The organism is Anaerolineae bacterium, assembly GCA_016931895.1.
Taxonomy (GTDB): domain Bacteria; phylum Chloroflexota; class Anaerolineae; order 4572-78; family J111; genus JAFGNV01.
The window spans coordinates 1-20,552 of the sequence record JAFGDY010000235.1 but is presented as its reverse complement, the minus strand read 5'-3'; the positions used below and the strand labels follow the sequence as shown (position 1 = coordinate 20,552).

Annotated in this window: 13 protein-coding genes; 9 read left to right on the top strand and 4 right to left on the bottom strand. The window is 50.2% G+C overall.

The genetic code is table 11. The features are described 5' to 3' along the window. The first annotated feature begins 7 nt into the window (after positions 1-7). From JW953_17465 to JW953_17435, 7 genes are read left to right on the top strand one after another with little or no spacing between them, the layout of a single operon-like run. The gene (locus tag JW953_17465; protein MBN1994491.1) at positions 8-2,017 is read left to right on the top strand and encodes a hypothetical protein; all 2,010 of its coding nucleotides are present in this window, start codon (positions 8-10) and stop codon (positions 2,015-2,017) included. Between the two features lie 44 nt (positions 2,018-2,061). After that, the gene (locus tag JW953_17460; GenBank protein ID MBN1994490.1) at positions 2,062-4,368 is read left to right on the top strand and encodes a glycosyltransferase family 39 protein; all 2,307 of its coding nucleotides are present in this window, start codon (positions 2,062-2,064) and stop codon (positions 4,366-4,368) included. After that, entirely contained in the window at positions 4,365-6,338 is a 1,974-nt protein-coding gene (locus tag JW953_17455; protein MBN1994489.1) for a glycosyltransferase family 39 protein, read from the top strand. Before JW953_17460 ends, JW953_17455 begins: the two co-directional genes overlap by 4 nt. After that, on the top strand, positions 6,331-7,926 hold the full coding sequence (locus tag JW953_17450; GenBank protein ID MBN1994488.1) for a hypothetical protein: 1,596 nt from the start codon (positions 6,331-6,333) through the stop codon (positions 7,924-7,926). Before JW953_17455 ends, JW953_17450 begins: the two co-directional genes overlap by 8 nt. A 44-nt stretch (positions 7,927-7,970) precedes the next feature. Then, a complete protein-coding gene (locus tag JW953_17445) occupies positions 7,971-9,593 on the top strand; it encodes a glycosyltransferase family 39 protein (GenBank protein ID MBN1994487.1) in 1,623 nt (540 codons plus the stop codon). Continuing rightward, the gene (locus JW953_17440; protein MBN1994486.1) at positions 9,593-11,575 is read left to right on the top strand and encodes a glycosyltransferase family 39 protein; all 1,983 of its coding nucleotides are present in this window, start codon (positions 9,593-9,595) and stop codon (positions 11,573-11,575) included. The genes JW953_17445 and JW953_17440 overlap by 1 nt, the downstream gene beginning before the upstream one ends. Positions 11,576-11,587: 12 nt before the next feature. Beyond that, positions 11,588-12,745 (top strand): glycosyltransferase, encoded by a 1,158-nt coding sequence (locus JW953_17435; protein MBN1994485.1) that lies wholly within the window; start codon positions 11,588-11,590, stop codon positions 12,743-12,745. Here the strand turns inward: JW953_17435 and JW953_17430 are convergent. Further along, complete coding sequence (locus tag JW953_17430; GenBank protein MBN1994484.1) at positions 12,742-13,878, bottom strand: glycosyltransferase; 1,137 nt, start codon at positions 13,876-13,878, stop codon at positions 12,742-12,744. The genes JW953_17435 and JW953_17430 overlap by 4 nt on opposite strands. A 17-nt stretch (positions 13,879-13,895) precedes the next feature. Here JW953_17430 and JW953_17425 point away from each other — a divergent pair, with 17 nt between their 5' ends. Continuing rightward, a complete protein-coding gene (locus tag JW953_17425; protein ID MBN1994483.1) occupies positions 13,896-14,942 on the top strand; it encodes a glycosyltransferase in 1,047 nt (348 codons plus the stop codon). On the opposite strand, the gene JW953_17420 is transcribed toward JW953_17425, so the two are convergent. Further along, on the bottom strand, positions 14,912-16,048 hold the full coding sequence (locus JW953_17420) for a glycosyltransferase (protein MBN1994482.1): 1,137 nt from the start codon (positions 16,046-16,048) through the stop codon (positions 14,912-14,914). The genes JW953_17425 and JW953_17420 overlap by 31 nt on opposite strands. Between JW953_17420 and JW953_17415 the strand changes: the two genes are divergently transcribed. Continuing rightward, positions 16,038-17,747, top strand: a complete 1,710-nt coding sequence (locus JW953_17415; GenBank protein ID MBN1994481.1) for an ABC transporter ATP-binding protein — start codon at positions 16,038-16,040, stop codon at positions 17,745-17,747. The two genes, JW953_17420 and JW953_17415, sit on opposite strands and share 11 nt — an antisense overlap. Positions 17,748-17,752: 5 nt before the next feature. Here the strand turns inward: JW953_17415 and JW953_17410 are convergent, their stop codons facing one another. Together JW953_17410 and JW953_17405 are read right to left on the bottom strand one after the other, a co-directional pair. Beyond that, a complete protein-coding gene (locus tag JW953_17410) occupies positions 17,753-18,442 on the bottom strand; it encodes an ABC transporter ATP-binding protein (GenBank protein ID MBN1994480.1) in 690 nt (229 codons plus the stop codon). A 223-nt stretch (positions 18,443-18,665) separates the two neighbouring features. Further along, positions 18,666-20,102 carry a VCBS repeat-containing protein gene (locus JW953_17405; GenBank protein ID MBN1994479.1) on the bottom strand — a complete coding sequence of 479 codons (1,437 nt, stop codon included), beginning with the start codon at positions 20,100-20,102 and terminating at the stop codon, positions 18,666-18,668. Positions 20,103-20,552: the final 450 nt, after the last annotated feature.

The following is a 20,552-nucleotide window of genomic DNA, read 5'->3' as shown; positions in this document are numbered from 1 at the left end:
ATTGCCAATGAGAGATGGATTCATCTCAAAAACAAAAGCTAACCTGCTACGGGTAATTGCCTGCGGGACACCCATAACATTTCTTATAATCTTACTGATAGCGGTTATCACTTACTTTTATCTTTTATTTTTTGAAAATGCGATCATTGATGATGCGTTTATAACAATGCGGTACGCCAAAACTCTTTTGGAAAGCGGAACATGGGGATTTTTTCCAAATCATGTCAGCAATTCAGCCACCTCCCCTCTCAATGTTATTCTGTTAGCTTTAACTGCTTTTGTTACAGGCTCAATAATAGATGCTGTAAAGTGGTTGACGTTAATTAATTTTTTGCTTATTTTTATTTTGTTGCGCAAAATATCAGTCAAAAGCCTGAATACAGAGATTTTTGGCTTTGTTTCCTTTGCGTCTCTTGTCTTCAATCCATTATTATTATCAACTATTGGTCTCGAGGGGATATTATTTACCACGCTCTTTATCGGTTCAGTCTATTTCTATCTGGAGGGCAAGTGGTCTTTATTGGCCGTAGCAACCGGCTTACTGACGCTAACCAGGCCAGAAGGAATTTTATTTTTTACTATATTTCTGGCCTTTGTTCCAACAATGAAATCGCGGTTCAAGCTTGCATTATTTTACCTTGGATGTCTTGCGCCGTGGTACATTTTTTCGTGGATACATCTGGGTTCGTTGGTTCCTGATACGCTTTTTATAAAGACCTCGCAAATGTCATGGGGGACATGGACCTTTTCCAATGGGTTATTACTTTATTGCAAAGCGTATCCATTGGAAACCACCTTATCATTTTTTTGTCTACCTTTGGCTATACTGGCTTTTAATAATAGTCCAAAATTTTTTAGCTTCGCAGGGCGGGTGGCCGGGGGCGGCCAAAGGGTGCATCCTCCCAATTTCTCTCCTAAAGAAATTTCTAGGGAAATAGATTCAAGAATGATTATGGCAATCATTGGGCTGAGTGGTTTGGCGCATTTTATCAGTTATTCTTTGCTACGGGTCCCTCCATACCACTGGTATTACGTTCCCGAAGTGATAGGAATTATTCTTCTTGGCGATTTAGCTTTGGCAGATAGTTATCGTTATGGTGCTCAAACATGGAAAAAGAGATTATTGTGGGCTTTGGTGCTGCTATATATTCTTATCGCCGCATCAGGCATGCTCTATCTTCTTGGCAGAAATGGTTTTTATCTCAAAGAAATGCCTATCCATACCAATTGGGCCACACATGAGCAGTACAAAAAAGTAGCTTTGTGGTTAAAAGAACATGATTCCGGCCAAACTATTCAGGCCCGAGGAGAAATTGGCACATTGGCTTTTTACTATGGTTGCTGCTTACTTAATGAATTTAGCGACAGGGAATGGTTAAAAACCTACACAAACCGGCGCCCTATTGGTTGGGATATAAGGGCAACGCTTCTTAAAATTAATTTTATTTTTTATAAACATCGTTCAAGTTTCCTTCCAATCTCGTCCGTTCTAGTAGGAGGACATGATCACGGAGATATGCTTGATAGCCACCAAGTTGTTAAGTGGAAAACATCAACAAAATGGATTACTGATGGTGTGCTGACTTATAGTAAGATTAGCTTGAACCAGCCCTTACACTTGGTTAACCCGACGGAGCATCCCTATGTATATGTCTACATTTGGAACAACGGTCAAGCTGAAACTTATCTTTTGGATGATGCGTCTTGGCAAGGCCGTACCTATAATGTGGAGTGGACCATTACCCCCCGGAATATTCTGTTTCAAGGCGCATTTCAAGCAAAGCTTTCTTCGATTACCGCCTTGTCGCCCGATCAATTTCTGGCCATAGCCGTTGCCTTTAGCGACAGTCCAGACCGCGTAACGCTACATATTTTTGAACGCCGGTATTGGTTCAAATTCACAAAGGACAACCAGATTGAGTTTTTTTATCCGCCAGAGGAGTGGCACAATCCTCAGTGGCCTGACGAGTCAGGTTGGCGAAGAGTAAGTATTGACCATGTAATGACAGACCGATGAAACATGTTGCCTCCCATGCCCGTCTTAAAAAACACGATGGTTCTATGGCTGGCTTTGAAAAAAAATGGCCGGTAGTCTTCCTGGCTTTCCTGGCTTTTGCCTGGGCCATTATTGCTTCGGCATGGCTGTTCCCCTTCTATTCTAATAACCACGATGAACCTGTTTATATTTTGCAGGCGCAAACCCTGCTTGCGGGCCGGTTGACCCTGCCGGTCAATGAGTTTTTTGATGATTTTTTTACGCCCTGGTTTGTGGTTGAGCATGGCGATAGAGGCATCTTCAAGTATACGCCGGTGCATGCGGCTTTCCTGGCTTTAGGGCAACTACTGTTTGGTACGATGCGAACCACCCTGGGTTTTGTGGCTGCGGGCAACGTCATTTTGCTATATCGCTTGAGCCAAGAAATGGGGGGTAACCGTAGAACCGCTTTACTGGCCGCCTTCTTTTTCATACTCTCGCCCTTCTTTTTGATCCAGAGCGCCACTTACCTGTCGTACACCACTGCGCTGTTATTATACCTTTGTTTTGCTGTGTTTTTTCTGCGCGGCAGTCGTCGCCAGGCTCCTTTTTTGCTGATCTGCGCCGGTTTAGCCCTGGGGCTGGCCTTTTTTAGCCGGCCTTATGACGCCATTTTGTTTGCCATTCCTTTTGGTTTATTTTTGCTCAAGCTAACCTGGTCAAAGCCAAACGGCCTGGTCAAACAAATTGCCTGGTTGATGGCCGGCTTGTTGCCAATTTTGGGCTTGGTTTTGCTTTATAACCTCTTCATAACCGGCCATCCCCTGCGCTTCCCCTTTACGCTTTACGATCCGCTGGACACTTTTGGTTTTGGGTATAAGCGTCAACATCCGCTCAATATACCCATTTTGTATAATGTTTCTGCCGCGCTTGACAGCCTCTCCGCCAACCTTTTCCAGCTCAATTTTTGGGTGTTCGGAGGTCCCCTTTTGCTGGGACTTGCCTTGTTCCAGGTCATTGCCAATTACCGCAGTTGGTCAAACGCCCTCTTACCCCTGCTCTTTTTTGTATTTCCCTTGGGCCATTTTTTCTTTTGGGGCGCGTATAATTTTACGCTCTGGGGCGTCATTGAGTATCTTGGCCCCATGTATTACTTGCCGGTACTCATTCCCCTGGTTCTTCTTGGCGCACAGGGGCTTTGTAGGCTATTCAATCGCGCCTCGTTTGTCGCCATTATATTTCTGTTGGTAATGGGGGGGATTAATGCGGCCCTTTTGGCCCGGCATATTGGGCAAAACTATGCCTACACTCGCAAACATCAAGCCATTTATCATCCCTTTTTGGAGCAGCCGCTTGACCAGGCCCTGGTTTTTGTCCCTCCCCTTTACGGCCCCTACCTGCTGCATCCCCTGGCCTGGCTGGCCAATACACCTTCTCTGGACGGGCCGATCCTTTACGCGCTGGATACAAACCAGAACAGTCATTTGACCCTGCTCGATGCCTACCCGGATCGGGTGACCTACCGTTTTATCTACCCCGGCGCCTACACCGAATCACCCCAAGACGATGTTGCGACCAGCCTGGTTGAAATGGAGCGTCACCAATCTAATCATCTTACCCAAAGCCTCCATTTTGCCAACCCTTCATCAGCCCCTTACGTTTACACCTACCTTCAACATGGCCCTCAAACCCAAAAATATTTACTCGATGACCATTCTCGCCAGGGAAAAACTTATGAAGTAACCTGGCACATTCAACCCCACCAGATTTGGCTGCAAGGAGACTACCAAAAACAATTATCCCGCCTTGATAGTCTCTCCGGCAAAGAATTTTTGGTTCTGGCCGCTTCATTCCGTCATGATCCCCAAAACGGGCCGGAAACAATCCTGGAGCATCGTTATCAATTCAGGCTAACCGGCGATCAGCAACAGGAGGTTTTGCTGCCGTCCAAAACCAGTAATTTTATTCGCGGCGATGCCTTTACCCAGTCGCTCTCCGTGACGAACCCCACCGACAGCCCTTATGTTTATGCCTACATTTGGAATAATGGGCAGGCGGAAGTTTATCTCCTTGATGATGCGTCGAGCCAGGGCCGTGAATATAGCCTGAAATGGACGATTACGCCGGATGATATTTCTTTCCAGGGCGCATCCAAACAAAAAACCGCCTCGATCAAAAAGATGTCCACTAACCAATTCCTGGCTGTGGTGGCGGCTTTCAGGCCAAGTCTGTCCCGTCCCAACCGCCATATCGTTGAACGTCGCTTTACCTTTCGGGTCACCCCTGATAACCAATTGGAGGTTCTCCTGCCGCCGGAAGAGTGGTATAATCCGAACTGGCCTGAAGCAGAATGGCAGCAGGGCGATATTGATGACGTGATGACAGACCGATGAAAGGCAAAATATTGCCATCTCTCTTAACCCTGCTTGAAAAAAAGTGGGTGATTTTGCCACTGGCCTTTGTTGCTTTCGCCTGGGTTATCATTGTCTCGGAGATGATTTTCCCTTTCTATTCCAATGACCACGACGAAGCCGTCTATATATTACAGGCGCGCGCCTTGTCTCAAGGTCGGCTTTTTCTGCCCGCAAACCAATTCAGTGAGACCTTTTTCAAGACCTGGTTTGTGGTCAATACCGGCGAGCGGGCTATTTTTAAGTATACCCCCGTGCATGCCGCTTTTTTGGCGCTGGGATTGCTCCTGTTCGGTTCTATGCGGGCTGCTTTGGGTTTTGTGGCGGCGGGCAATGTAATTCTGCTCTATTGTTTGAGCCGGGCGTTCTATCCCCAAAATCGTCTGGCTTTATTGGCTGCTGTTTTTTTTCTTCTCTCGCCCTTTTTTCTCATTCAAAGTATAACCTTTCTCCCTTACAGCACAGCTCTGCTGCTGCACCTTTTTTTTGCGGTGTTGTTGCTACGAGGGCAGCGCCACAATGCGCCCCATTTATTGATGGGGGCCGGTTTGGCTCTGGGGCTGGCCTTTTTTGCTCGTCCTTACGATGCCATCCTCTTCGCCATTCCCTTTGGGATATTCTTTGTTGGTCTAAAGGGGTCAAACTCACAGGGCTTTAGCCTTTCAATTTTTTTGAAACAAGGCGGCTGGGTGCTGGCCGGTTTTGGGCCGGTGTTTGGCCTGGTCTTAATTTATAACTATTACTTTACCGGCGATCCTTTTTGTTTTCCTTTTTTACTCTGGGATCCGCAAGACACCCTCGGTTTTGGCCTGCGGGGACGAGTAGCTATTTTGTATGATCTCCCGGCTGCTATCAAGAGTTTGGCGCATAATTTGTGGCAACTCAACCTGTGGGTATTTGGAGGAACCTTCCTACTTGGCCTGGCGCTGCTGCCCCTGTTGACCGGCCGTATCCGGCGGACGGAATTGACCTTACTGCTGCTTTTGGTTATTTTTCCGGTAGGGTACTTCTTCTTTTGGGGCGCTTACGCCATGGCGATTTTCTGGAAGGGGGTGGTCTATCTTGGCCCTATGTATTACTTCCCTATGTTGGTCCCGCTGGTCATCCTGGGCGCGCAAGGATTGTTGACCCTCTCTAAACGTCGCCCCCTACTGGCCCTGCTTCTGACCGCCACAATGGTTCTGGTCAATATTTGGCTCTTGGGCTGGCATATCGCGCAAAACTGGGCCTACACCCGGGAATACCAGGCCATTTACCGGCCTTTTGGGCAGCAGCAACTCGAGAACCCGGCCCTGGTTTTTGTGCCGCCCCTGGCCGGACCTTTTCTGTTGACCCCCTTTCCTTACTTGAGCAACACTCCTACTTTTGATGGCCAGATTCTGTACGCCCTTAATAGAGACCAGGAAAATTTTACCCTGCTGGATGCTTATCCAGAACGAACCGCTTATCGGTTTGATTATTATGGCCCTTACACCGAGTCGCCTGATGACAACCCAAAAACGGAATTGGTCAAAATGGAACGCCGCCAGGTTGACGGCTTCAATCAATACTTACATATCGTCAATCCCACCCATAGCCCTTATGTTTATGTAGAAGTGCGGAACGGTGAGCAAGCGGAAAATTATTTGCTTGATGATGCCTCTTACCAGGGTTGTGTCTATCAGATAAAGTGGCTTATTACCCCGCAAAAAGTTGAGCTTGAGGGAGCGTCCCAGCAGCATCTCTCCTCGATCACGGCGTTATCCCCTGATCACAAGCTGATGATAGCCGTGGACTTTAGCGATGGTCCAGAACGGGTCGCCCAGCAAATTTTTGAATGGCGTTACCCGTTCCGGTTGACCAAAGATAAGCAACTCGATATCCTCCTTCCTCCCGAAGAGTGGCATAATCCTTTGTGGCCTATTTCAGAGTGGCATCAAAAAGATATTGACGAGGTGATGCGTGGTGAATAGCTTGGCCCCTTATCATCTCAACACGGGGTTTATTGACTATCTTCGTTCTTCGCAAAGTTTTGCCGATAAAAGGCGAAGCATCGCTTCCGGGGTAGTGCTCCTCCTCTGGCTGGCTGTGGCCATCTTCTTGAGCGCAAAGCATGAAGTGTGGCGAGACGAAGTGAGAGCGCTCTCTATTGCCCTGGAACCTGACTATTTTTGGCAACTCCCCTTGGCTCTCAAAAACGAAGGGCATCCTATCCTGTGGTATCTGATTTTACGAACCGGGTTCTTTGTTTTCCGTACCCCGGTGGTTCTCAAAATCGTCAGCGTCGGTATCGGTTTGGCGGGAGTGACTGTTTTTTTGCGGTACGCGCCTTTTCCCACTTGGCAGAAACTCCTCTTTATGTGGGGAATATTGCCTCTCTACGAATACACAATTATGGTGAGGGGCTATGGGGTCAGTATGCTCTTGTTTTTTGCTTTTGCTGCGCTCTATCTTCATCGCCGGAAAAGGCCATTTCTTTTGGCCGGGGTGCTGGCAATCCTGGCCAATTCAGATGTCCATTCGTGCCTGCTGGTGGGGGTGTTGGCTGCTTTTTGGTTTTGGGATGGCGTGGTGATGGAGCATGACTTGAGCGTTCGTAAATCTACAGTTTTGGCGTGCCTGGTTTTGGTTGGCGTAGGGATTTTGGGCGCAGTGGCTACATTTTTCCCCACTCAGGAAACCATTGTTACCAAAGTTCTTTCATTAAATACCACGCAGGTCATAGAGTCGTTTTGGACAAACATCAAACATCCCAGCCAAAATTTTAGAGAGGTTTTTCCTCGTGTGGCTGTTTCATACCGTGACATAATGTTGTGGTTGTTGGTGGCCGGATTGCTCATCCGCCCGCATGCGGCTGTGTCGCTTTGGGGAGGTATCGTTTTGCTGGGTACTTTTTTTACGGCAGTTTTTCATGGGTTTTTACGTCACCAGGGCATCTTTATTCTCTTTCTGATTTCTCTGTATTGGCTTGTTCGCCAGGAGGGGCAGCCGCTCGAAATCAAAGGCAAGTTGAAACAAGGATTGTATTGGCTGCATCAGGTGGCGGTTTATGTGGTGTTGTCGGCAGTTTTTATCTCCATGATCAGGTTTGGCGTGCCCAAAGCCTGGCAGGATGTCACCCATCAAAAAAGCTCAAGCCAGGCTTTGGGCCAATTTCTCAACGCCCATCCCGAATATCAGTCGGCCATTATCATCGGCGAGCCGGATTACGTACTTGAATCTTTGCCGTATTACGCGCCCAACCGGCTCTATATTCCTCGAGAAAAGACATTCAGAAATCGGGTCATGCTGGTCAAATCGGCCCAAGTAAACTTTTCGTTGGGCCAACTGCTGAACACTGCCCGCCAGCTTCAAAACAGCGAGCAAAAGCCGGTACTCATCGTCCTGGGACACTTTGATTTATCCGCCCAACCACCATTTAAAAAATCTTACAGCTTCAATAAGATTTTTACCTGGTCTGTTGAAGAACTGGCCGATTTTAAAGCCAGGACCGTTAAGATAGCCGAATTCAGAGCGGCCACTTTAGACGAGAATTATGAAGTATATCTTTTTATTCAATAATGCGTGCCTTTATTCAGAAATATGATGTTGTTATAGACCTGCTATTGTTATCAGCTTTATGGATTTTAGCCGTTATCATCGTTAATCCTTACGGCCACTTTCCCCTGAATGACGACTGGTCTTACGGCCAAACTGTCAAACGCTTGGTTGAAGAGGGGAGCTTTCGGCCGACCGGCTGGACCACCATGCCCCTGCTTACGCATACTTTGTGGGGCGCGCTGTTTTGCCTTCCAGATGGCTTTTCTTTTACCGCCCTCAGATTCTCCACGCTCTGGCTGGCCCTGACAGGTATCCTGGGAACCTACCTCTTGCTCAAGCAGGTCGGCGATTCCCGGTATCTTGCCGTTACGGGTGCATTGGTGATGGCGGCCAATCCCATCTACTTTGCCCTCTCCCACACTTTTATGACCGACGTGCCTTTTGCCACTTTTACCGTGTTCGCCACACTCTTCCTGATCCGTCGTCTCCAGGTTGAGTCTAACTTCTACTTGGTCTTAGGTACGTTATTTGCCAGTGGGGCCATTTTGTGCCGCCAACTTGGTTTGGTTGTACCCATAGCTTTTGCCTTTGTTTTTTTGCTGAAACACGGCTTTTCTCGTTCCACCCTCATGCGGGCGGCAGCGCCTTTGCTGGCGGGGTGGAGCGCCTTGTGGGGGTTTGAATATTGGCTAAAAACCTCTGTTGGTTTGCCGTCCCTCTACAACTTCAAAATAGAGAGGCTGTTGGAAAAACTACTGGGCAACCCCGGCACGTTGCTTTTGGCCGTTTCCGGAAATCTGCTGAAGATTTTGATCTATCTGGGGTTGTTTTTGCTGCCGCTTGTGCTTCTTCTGTTCTGTATGCCCGGTTGGTTCCGGTTCATCCGCAGTCGGGTACTTTTTATAATTCTCGCCATCACCGCCAGCCTCGTTGTTTGTGAGGCAAAACAGCCCATGCCCCTGGCCCGCAATGTTCTAACCAGTGGCGGTATTGGGCCGGTGACCTTGCGCGATGTTTATATCTTGGAGTTGCCTCACGCGCCAATTTTACCGGCTGCCTTTTGGTGGGCAATAACAGTGTTGGGTATTGTGGGGGGAGGTATGATTGTTGTTTATATTTTTTCCGTCACGGCAGCTTTGTTTGGCAGTTCTGATGGCCTTAAAAGCAATAATGACCGATTCTTGCTCACCTTCCTGTTATCAGCCTGTCTCATTTACTGTTTACCCATTGTCATTAGCGGTTTTTTTGACCGGTATCTGCTGCCTTTGGCCCCTCTCCTTGCCGCGGTCCTGGCCATCTCTATGAGGACATTGCAGTCACGCCCCCAGCCTATATGGACAACCCTGGCCCTGTTATTAATTTGTCTTTATGCGAGCTTCAGTATTGCGGCCACCCACGATTACCTGGCCTGGAACAGAACTCGTTGGGTCGCGTTACAAACATTGATGACCAACGACCACCTTCCCCCAGCCGAGATTGACGGCGGTTTTGAGTTTAACGGCTGGTATCTGTATTATGCAGACTATGTGCCTGACCCTTCCAAAAGTTGGTGGTGGGTGCATAATGACCGTTATCTGGTGACAATGGGACCGGTAGCCGGATATGAACTGGTGCGACAATATTCATTTCAGCGTTGGTTGCCGCCTGAACCAGGGTACATTTTTATATTGCGCCGGGAGAGCCGTTGATGAGTATCTGCAAGAAAAAGTACAAATATCTGGCCCTCTTTGATAAAAAATGGGTTATGTCAGGGTTGGCCTTCGTCGCTTTTGCCTGGGCCGTTATCGGTTCGGAAATGATCTTCCCCTTCTATTCCAATAATCCTGATGAAGCCGTGTATATTTTTCAGGCGCGCGCGCTGGCTCAGGGTCAACTTTTTTTATCCATTGATCCCCAATTCAGCGAGTTTTTTAAAGCGTTTGACATAATCAATTTGGGAGACCGTGCCGTTTTCAAGGTGACGCCTGTGCATGCGGCCTTCTTGGCCCTGGGATTACGCCTGTGCGGTTCTATGCGAGCCGCTCTGGGTTTTGTGGCGGCGGGCAATGTGCTCTTGCTCTATTGCTTGAGCCGGGAACTCTATCCCCAAAAACGCCCGGCCCTCATCGCCGCTGCTTTCTTACTGCTGTCCCCATTCTTTCTCATCCAGAGCGCAACCTTTTTGTCTTATGCCACCACCCTCTTGTTATTCCTTACCTTCGCCGTGCTATTGTTGCGGGGACATCGGCGTAATGCGCCCCTGTTATTGTTTGGCGCCGGTTTGGCCCTGGGCCTGGCCTTTTTTGCCCGGCCTGGTGACGTCCTTCTCTTTGCTCTGCCCTTTGGTTTATTGTTTGTTGGTCTCAATCTGTCAGGGCCGAAAGGGTACAAAAACTTTTCGGGTTTATTGAAACAAAGTGGCTGGGTGCTGCTCGGTTTTGGGCCAATGGTTGGTTTGGCCCTGGCTTATAATCAATTTCTTACCGGCGCTGCTTTTATTCCTCTTTATTGGTTCTGGGATCCACAGGACATCCCCGGTTTTGGCCGTCGGGCGCAAAATACCATTTTATATGATTGGCCTGCCGCCCTTGAGAGCCTGCAAGGCAATTTGTTACAGCTTGCCTTATGGGTGTTTGGCGGGATCATTTTGCCGGGCCTGGCCTTGTTCCAGCTCATCACCCAACGCCTCCGGCAGCGGGAGTTGACTTTACTGTTGCTTTTGTTCATTTTTCCCGGGGCCTACCTTTTCTTTTGGGGTAATTATCATTTCACCCTTTTGGGCGTCAACCAGAATCTTGGCCCCATGTATTACTTTCCCGTTCTGGTACCGCTGGTCATCCTGGCTGCGCAGGGATCAATGAACCTTTCTAAAGCAAGGCCGGGTGTGGCCCAATTTGCCGTGGCGCTGATGTTGCTGGTTAATGTTTGGCTGCTGGCCTGGCATATTGCCCAAAACTATGCCTACACCCGTGAAAGCCAGGCTATTTACCGGCCCTTTATGGAGCAGCGACTCGATAATACCCTGGTTTTTGTGCCGCCACTGGCTTCCGGGGCTTTTTTGCTGGCACCCTTATCCTACTTAATCAATGCTCCTACCCTGGACGGACCAATCCTCTATGCCGTCAATCGCAACAACGAAAATTTTGTCCTGCTTGACGCTTACCCGGAACGAACACCCTATCGGTTTGATTACTACGGTCCCTACACCAAAACACCCTACGATCATCCTGAAACCGTTCTGGTCAAACTGGAACGCCGTCAGGTTGGCTCTTTAGCTCAACGTCTACAAATCATCAATCCCACCGACAACTCCTACGTCTTTATCGAAGTTCTCAATAACGGTCAGGCCGAAACTTATCTATTAGACGATTCCTCGACGCCGGGAAAACGGTATGTGGTGGAATGGCGCATTAGCCCCCAAAATATTGAATTTCAGGGCAGCTATCATCAACATCTCTCCTCAATAATAAATCTATCGCCCGCCGATAAACTGGTCATCAGCGTTGCTCTCTCCGACAGACCCGAACGGCAGACGCAGCAGGTGTTTGAGCGCCGCTACAATTTTCGTTTAACCGATGACAACCGGCTTGATATTCTGGTTCCACCAGAAGAGTGGTACAATTCTTTTTGGCCTGTCACTGAGTGGTTGATGGGTGATATTGACCATGTTATAACCGAAACACAGCAGTGATGAGGAAAGGTGATGGAAAATACTTCCTTATATCTTGTCCAAATTATCATTTTAGGGGCTTTAGGAACGGTAAGTTTGATCCTGCTCGTCAATATTTTCACCGTCCGGCACCTGGAAACCTATTTTTCTTCACCGGTCCACTTTCGAGTTTCGGTATTGATTCCGACCAGGAATGAACAAGATAATATTGAGCGTTGTGTCCGGTCGTTGCTGGCACAGAATTACCCTGATCTTGAGGTGATTGCGCTTGACGACCATTCCACCGACCAAACTTGGCCTATTCTCAACCGTTTGGCCGCCGCCGAAGAACGGCTCAAAATTATGCATGGACAATCGCTCCCCCCAGGCTGGATGGGCAAACATTGGGCCTGCCACCAGCTTGGCCAGATGGCTACGGGAGACCTATTGCTGTTTACCGATGCCGATGTTTGGTTTCATCCCCACGCTTTATCCAACGCGGTTTCAGCCTTACAAACCGAACAGGCCGACCTGCTGGCCGCCATCCCCAGGGAAATAGCCGGTTCCTGGGCAGAACGATTGACCGTGGCCATTTTGAATTTTGCCATGCTGCTTGTCTATCCCTATCCCCTGGCCGCGCGAGTGTCCTGGCCCTTTATGATGATTGTGAACGGGCAATTTATGCTCTTTCGACGGAGAGCTTACGATGGGATTGGCGGTTTCACTATGGTGCGCAAGGGAGTGCTGGACGTGCAAATGGGCCGTCGGATTAAAGCGTTTGGTTATCGCTGGCGGTTGGTCAATGCCGGCAATTGGGTTTTCTGCCGGATGTACCGCAACTTTGGCGAAGTATGGTCGGGCTTCAGCAAAGGTCTGTTCCCCTCGTTTGATTATAACCTGGCCCTGTTTTTGCTGCCCTTGTTTGGCCTGACCGTCTTTGGCCTGGAACCCCTGGCCGTGCGTCTGTTGGCCCTATGGGGCTACAATTTTCCTGGAGACATATTGTTGCTGGTTGACTTATCCCTCCTGCTCACGCTGCTGGTGTCGGGGTTGTTTCACGCCTGGTTGAAAGTGCCGTTGTATATGGCCCTCCTCTATCCGTTGATTGTCGTCCTGGTCATAGCCATTGGGCTTAACTCTATCTACGTGGCTTTTACCAACAGCGGTAGCTGGAAAGGTCGGCCCTACCTACCGGCCAGAAAAACGGATTAAATTCCGGTCAGCAGTTCCCGGTACACCGCGCTGTAAGCCGCCACCATCTTTTGGGGTGAAAACTCGCTGGCAATGCGGCGAGCCGCGGCCTGACCGAGGTGCGGCCAGAGCGCCTGATTTTCCAGGGCAAAAATAATGCGCCGGGCCAATTGTTGGGGTTGGGCTGGGTTAACCAGCCAGCCCGACTCGCCGTCAACAATCAAATCTTGCACGCCATCTACGGCAGAGGCAATTACAGGCAAACCGGCAACCATTGCTTCCATCACGGCGTGGGGCATCCCTTCAGACAACGAGGGATGGGCAAACAGATCCATTGCCGCCAATAAATCGGGCACGTCGGTCCGGTCGCCCAAAAAGATAACCTGCCGCTCAATCCCTAACTGCCTGGCCTGTCGTTCCAATTTTGCGCGGAGGGGGCCATCGCCAACCAGTAGCAGCGCCGTATTGGGGTGGGTTTTGACCACTATTGCGTAAGCCTCTAACAAATCCCGCTGGGCTTTTTTGGCCGAAAGTCGAGCAACCATGCCCAGCACTTTGGTTTTGGCCGAAATGCCCAACTCTGCCCGGATAGACGTTCGAATCTGGCTGCGGTCTGCCAAGTCAGGTTCAATGCTGTTAGCAATATAAAGCACTTTATCCGGGGGCACGCCCTCGTGGGCAATGGCAAAGGGAATGGCCTGCCGGCCAACCGCAATGAACAAATCGGCCCAACGGGCGGTCAGGCGATCCAAAAAAAGTAGCGGGGGGGGAACGTGCGCGTTCCGGGCCTGAATGGAAGAGATGATAATCGGCGTGCCCAGCCGGCGGGCCAGCGGCCGGCCCAAGACATTGCTGAACTGTAAAATGGTTTGCGCTATCTCAGGTTGCCAGGCTTGCAGGTCACGATAAAGTTGAAAAAAACCAACCAGCATGTAGAGTCGGGGCCGGCCAATGATAACCACCCTGGCCCCGCTTGCTTCCAGGTTTTGCACAATGCCGGAATTGACGACTTCGTTGAGACAGTAGATGCGTTGGGCAAAGCCCAGCTCGGCCAGCCCTTTGACCAAGATCATCAACCACGTTTGGGTACCACCCCGGTCGAGATTATCAACAAGGTGCGCCAGGCGGATTTTTTTCTCTTCAGGCCAGGTCATCGTTAGGGTATTCAGCAATGGGAATAAAGATTGGCATTGTTTCGTTTCGCGGTCCCGGCCAAAGCGCCACCGACCGCTTTCGCTACGATCCGTTGGTGTATGGTCTGCCACCATCAGGATACCGGGCCAACTATTTTGACTCGCGTCAGGCGGGTTACGATGTCATCATTGTGCCCTTAAAAAGGAAGCCTACTTTATTTCCTACAATCAGACAAAAAGCCTCGTTTATTATCGGCGACCTTACCGATGATATGCTGTCGTATCCGTTCACCTGGTATAATCATTTTGGTCAATGGATGCGAGTCTTTGAAAGCGTGCATCAACGCCGGTATTATCGTAACTTGCTCTGGCAGTGTGACTGGGTAGTGGCCGGCAGCGCGGGGCAGGCCGACAGTTTTCGAGATGACGCGAGAGGCGTTTCCGTTGTGCCCGACGCTATTCTTGACGCCGACAGCCAATTTGCAGCCAACTATGTAAACCGCGAACCATGCCGGTTGGTCTGGTTTGGCAATGTGGAGAGTTTACACGGATTGACCAGTATTCAGACTGTCTTGGATAGATTAGCCGCGAAAGACCATTTTGAATTACATTTGGTCACATCTACAGAAACTAAATTTCGTATCGTGGGCAGATGGCCGCACAATGTCCACGAATTTATGACTCGCCAGCAAATACAATGTCAGTTTCATCCCTGGTTGTCGTCAACTTGCACCCAAAATCTGGCCGATGGCGACATCGCCCTGGTGCCGGTTGAACCGGGCGCTCACTACAATTGGCGCAAACCCGCCGGGCGGGTGCTGCTGGCGATGGCGCTCGGCCTACCCGTTGTGGCCTCGGCCATTCCGGCCTACGAGTCTGTGATTGACCAGGGTAGAACCGGCTACATTGCCCGTAGTCCCGATGAGTGGGTGCAATTTATTGAGCAACTGGCCCATAATCCGGCCCAAAGAGAAATAATGGGCTTGGCGGCTCGCCGATTTGCCTTAGGCAATTATAGTGAGAAAAATTTTGTGCAACAATATAGCGCGGTGATTCAACAGGTTCTTTCTAAAATCAACTCTTGATAAAGGGCGTGGTAAGCCGCTACCATCCTGTCTGCCGAAAAATGGTGTTTTATCCGTTCGGCGGCGGCCAAGCCCATTTGACGCGCTGTTTCCGGGTGACGTAAGGCAAAGATGATGCGTGCGGCCAACGCTGCCGGATTGCCCGGTTCAACCAGCCAGCCACTTTCACCATCAACAATCAATGTTTGGGCGCCGTCAATCGCGGTGGCAATAACCGGCCTGGCGGCGGTCATAGCCTCCATAACGGCATTGGGCATACCTTCAAATAAAGACGAATGAACGTAAAGGTCTATCATGGATAATAAATCCGGGACATCCGACCGGTCTCCTAAAAACCGGACCTGAGCTGCAATGCCCAAACCAGTTACTTCAACCTCCAGGCTTTGGCGTAACGGACCGTCGCCGATGATGAGCAAAATCATGTTGGGGATTTCTTTCAGCGCCAAAGCAGAGGCTTGCAGCAAATCACGATGCCCCTTTTGGGGATGCAGCCGGGCCACCATCGCCAACACTTTTACGTTACAATAGGTCAGGCCCAGTTCAGCGCGCAGAGCGGCAGTTCTGGTCGCGGATTTGGGCTGCGGAATACGCGCGCCGTTGGGTATATACACAATCTGTTCTTTTATCACGCCCTCGTGGGTCAGGGCAAAGGGGATAACCTCTTGACTGTTGAAAATAACCCGGCAGGCCCAACGAATGGTCAGGTGGTCCCAAAATAGCTGCCAGCGCGATTTGTGGCAATTGCGGGTGCGGATAGATGACACAATCACCGGTATTCCGACTAGGTGGCCCATCGTTCGACCCACCACGTCGGCGGTGGGCAACATGGTCTGCACAAGGTGAGGCTGCCACTGCTTCAATTCTTGATAAAGATGAATTAATCCCTCAATGGCCCATAGTCGCGGTTCGCCAATAATGTTAACTTTGGCCCACTGCTGGAGAGTCTGCACATTTTGGGGATGCGCCCGGTTTCGCATACAATATATCCGTTGCTCATAACCCAGGCCATGCAGCCCTTCGGCCAAAATAGTCAACCATGTTTGCGTGCCACCGTGGATGAGGTCGTCTATAAAATAGGCAATCCGTAAGTTAGACATGACAGACACAAACTCTACTCCAGCTAAAATTCGTTATCTTTTGCGTTACGTTGCTCCCTACAGCAAACACATGCTCCTGGCCACTTTGGCTTTGGGATTAAGCAGCGTCCTTATCCTGGCTCTGCCCCTGGCCCTGCGCACGCTGGTGGACTCGGCGTTTGTTTCTGGGGATTTATCCCTTTTGAACCGGCTCGGCCTGGCCTTACTGTTGCTATTTGGGGTGCAAAGCGGGATGATCTGGTTGCAATCTTACCTGTTTACGTTTGTTGCCAATCGGGTGATCGCCGATTTACGCATGGACATTTACAACCATCTTTTAACGCTGCCCATGCGCTTTTTCTATGACCGGCAACTCGGTGAGATCATCTCGCGGGTCACCAGCGACGTGACGGTGATCCAAATTGCGCTGACCCAAACCCCCACCAGTATCCTGCGCCAATCCATTATCTTTTTGGGCGGGTTGGCGATGCTGCTCTGGTTCAATTGGCGGCTGGTACTCATCTTGCTTCTGTTCGTCCCCCTGATAGGCGTCGTCGCCAAATATTTGGGCCGGAATTTACAAGCGTTGGCTACTGATGTCCAGGATACCTCCGCCCGGCTCACGGCTACGTTAGAGAATACTTTGGCCGGCGTGCGGGAAGTGAAAGCTTTTTCCCGCGAGCACGCCGAACAGATTCATTTTGCCGAACGCACGGAAACACGTTTTGCCGCGCTGATGCGCCAGAACAAAGCGCGGGCGTTGCTCATCGCCGTTGTCAGTTTTTTGGGCTTTGCCGCTGTTTCATTATTGCTGTGGTACGGGGGAAGGCAGGTAATTGCCGGAACCATCACCCCCGGCGACATGGTAGCCATCATCATTTACATGGGCATCGTGGTGACCCCTATGAGCGAGTTTGCCAGCCAATATGCCAATATTCAGGCTGCTTTGGGCGCCATCCGGCGGGTTTATGAGATAATGCTTATGGCCGCGGAAACTCTAACCGGCTCCGCCAATCGGGCCTTGCCGCCGGTGGTGGGACGGATTTGTTTTAAAGATGTGTCTTTTCATTATGAAGGCTCAAAGCCGGTTCTGCAAAATATCAACCTGAACGTTGAACCTGGCCAGGTGATAGCCATTGTTGGCCCCAGCGGCGTTGGCAAAACTACGCTGGTCAATCTGCTGCTTCGTTTTTATCACTTACCGGCCGGCCGTATAGAAATTGACGGCCACGACATTAGCCAGGTCAATCTGGTCAGTTTGCGCCGGCAGATTGGTTTGATCCCCCAGGAAACGTTTTTGTTTAGCCGCAGCGTGCGGGAAAACATTGCCTATGGCCGGCCCAACGCAACCCAAAGTGAAATTGTAACCGCCGCCCAGTCCGCTTATGCTCACGATTTTATTACCGCCCTGCCCTACGGCTACGATACCCCGGTCGGCGACCGGGGCAGCAAACTTTCAGCCGGTCAGCGGCAGCGGATAGCCATTGCCCGGCTGCTGCTCAAAGACCCGCGCATTCTTATCCTGGATGAAGCCACCGCCTCGCTTGACCCGGAAGCCGTAGCGTGGGTTGAAGCCGCTTTGGCTCGTTTAATGCGCCGGCGGACCACTTTTATGATCACTCATCACCTGCACAAAATACAAAACTCTCATCGCATCCTGGTAATAAAAGATGGAATGATTGTAGAGCCGGAGAATTTCAAGGAACTGCCGGCTCAAAGAGAAATATAACGGGACTACGCTTTGCTCAGTACCAAATTTTTATTTTCAATCCGATAAACCGTATCGGCCAGGGGGATAAAGTCAAGATTATGGGTGGCCATAATTAATGTATGATTGGCCTGGCGGGTTAACTTCAGGAGGAGCTGAAGCGCGGTTTGGCCGGTGTCTACATCCAAGTTGCCGGTTGGCTCGTCGGCCAGGAGGAGGGTGGGATTGTGAGTAATAGCCCGCAACATCGCAATCCGCTGCTGCTCGCCTCCGGAGAGACGGTCGGGAAAAGCGTCCTGGCGATGGGCTAAACCAACTTGTTCCAGCAGCGTTTGCGCTGCCTGAGACTTGGCCTTGTTCATGCCGCCATTAAGCTGCATGGTCAAGGTAATATTTTCAAAAACAGTCAGGGTGGGAATGAGGTTAAAAAACTGAAAGACAAAGCCAATGTGTTCCCGCCGGAAAAGGGTACGCTGGCGTTCATTCAGCCGGTTGAGGGCGGTGTTATTGAACAGAATATCGCCGCTGTCTGGGGTGTCAATGCCGCTGATGAGATTCAAAAGAGTACTTTTGCCGGAGCCGCTTTGACCCAGCACCAGAATAAACTCGCCGGCATTAAAGGTGGCATTAACCTTATCCAAGATGAGCCGGCGCTGTTTGCCTTCGGTGTAGGTTTTGGTCAGGTTTTTCAGTTTTACCAGAGGTGGATTGGCCATAAATTTTTTCCCGGGCAAAAAAGCAAGCCTCTAGCTCAAAGGCTGAGAGCGTGTTTCTTAAATGTCATTTCGAGGCCGTTAGGCTGAGAAATCTCTTTATAAGACTCGCCTGGAGGAGATTTCTCGTCGCTACGCTCCTCGAAATGACATGTTGTATTTAAAAAACACGTTCTGAGTTAGAGGCTTGCGGGTATCGCCCCAAAATATTTAGGGATTTATATTTTTACGAGACCTTAAGAATAATGGGCACGTAAACATAGTTGATATTAGCTACCGACAGAACCCAAACCGCGCCCCGGTTGGGGCCGCCATCGTCATCTTTGGGCACACCTACGGCCAACTCGCGCACGCCATCCCCGTTCAAGTCATCCAAAAAGCCCAGGGAGGAACCAAACCAATTGTTATTGCCGGCCCCGGCGTAAGGCCCGGCCGGGAGTTTTTGGGATGATTTGACCGTGCCGTTGGTGTTCAAGTAGAGGATCCAGAACGCGCCCAAACCTGCGGCTTCGCTTTCAGGGGCGCCTACCGCCAGGTCAACCACGCCATCCCCATTCATGTCGCCAATGTTGGCCAGGCTGCCGCCAAAGAAGTCTTTATCCTTTAGCGGTCCGGCAAAACCACCGTCGGTGCTGCCAATTTTTTGATGCGTGCTATACACGCCGGTTGGCGTCATCAAGGTGGTGATATAGATTGCTCCCCGGTTGCGGTTGCCATCGAGAGGGACGCTCCCACTATCATCTCGGGGGGCGCCAATAGCCATCTCGGGTAAACCGTCGCCGTTCAAATCGCCCAGGCCGGCCAGAGCGGAGCCAAGTCTATCGCCACCCTCAAGGCCAGGGGTAAAATTCCACCAACCCAAATTCCCAGAACTCTTAACTGTGCCGGTCGCATTCATTAACAACATCCAGACTTCGCCAATCGGCCCATCCACTGTGCCATCACCCCACAAATCAAAATTGTTAGCACCGGAAGCTCCCACCGCCAGGTCAGGCACGGTGTCACCATCCAGATCGCCAATGTTGGCTATGGCGGTACCAAAGTTAGCGTCATCCTGCCACGCCAGGTTAGTGATTCGTTGGGCCGTATTCACGGTGCCATCTGCATTCAAAAACAATACCCAAATTGCCCCTCGTCTTGCTGTAGGCGTACCGCCGCCAGGATCACCCGGCGCGCCCACAACCAGCTCAAAGCGGCCGTCATTGTTAAAATCGGCGCTGGCCACGGCTAAACCAAACGCATTGCCGTTGGCCAAAGTTACCGTAGTATCCGAGGTGATTTTGGTGTGGGAGATAACCGTGCCGTTGGCATTCATATACAACACCCATACGGCGCCGGGGGTATTGGCCGCCTCAGCATCCTGCGGGTCATAGGGGGCGCCCACCGCTATTTCCGGCACGCCATTGCCGTTCATGTCGCTTAAAACGGTAACCGGGGCGAAAGAATCTTTATTAGCCAAAACGCCGGTAAAGTTTCCCTCAATATCGCTGATCTTTTGGGCCTGGGTTATCGCAGCCGATGGGCCAATCTGGCCCGGTGGTAAATTAAATACGGGCATGGCAAAGTCATTCGCTTCTTTGGCGCTGACTAAAGGAAGGGTCAGCGTAATAAATGTTACCACCACCAGGCTCAGAACCAATAACAATGTCGTTAACTTTTTCATTAATTAATCTCCTTTGACTAAAATTACCATTAATTAATTCCAAATACCCAACCCTATGCGGAGGCAGGAAATTAGCTTGAGACTAAAAGTCAGGAGATGATATAGGGGCAGTCGAGGCAATGGTTGTGCATGAGACTCTTTTGAGGCTATTGATATGGGTAAGAGCGTATTTTTTAAATAAAACATGTCATTTCGAGGAACGCAGCGACGAGAAATCTCCGCCAGGTGGGTGTTAGCCACACAGCGCTAGAAAGAGATTTCTCGGCCTAACGGCCTCGAAATGACATTTAAGAAACAGGCTCTAAGGTACCATCCCCAAATTGGGAACCTTCCAATTTGAGGGCGCCTAAAACAGCATTATCTTATTTGGGATGGTTCATCTCTTACGAATAGTTAAGTTGACACTTTTCAAATAGGCGAAAATCTATATGAGTGTTAATCCAAGAAAAT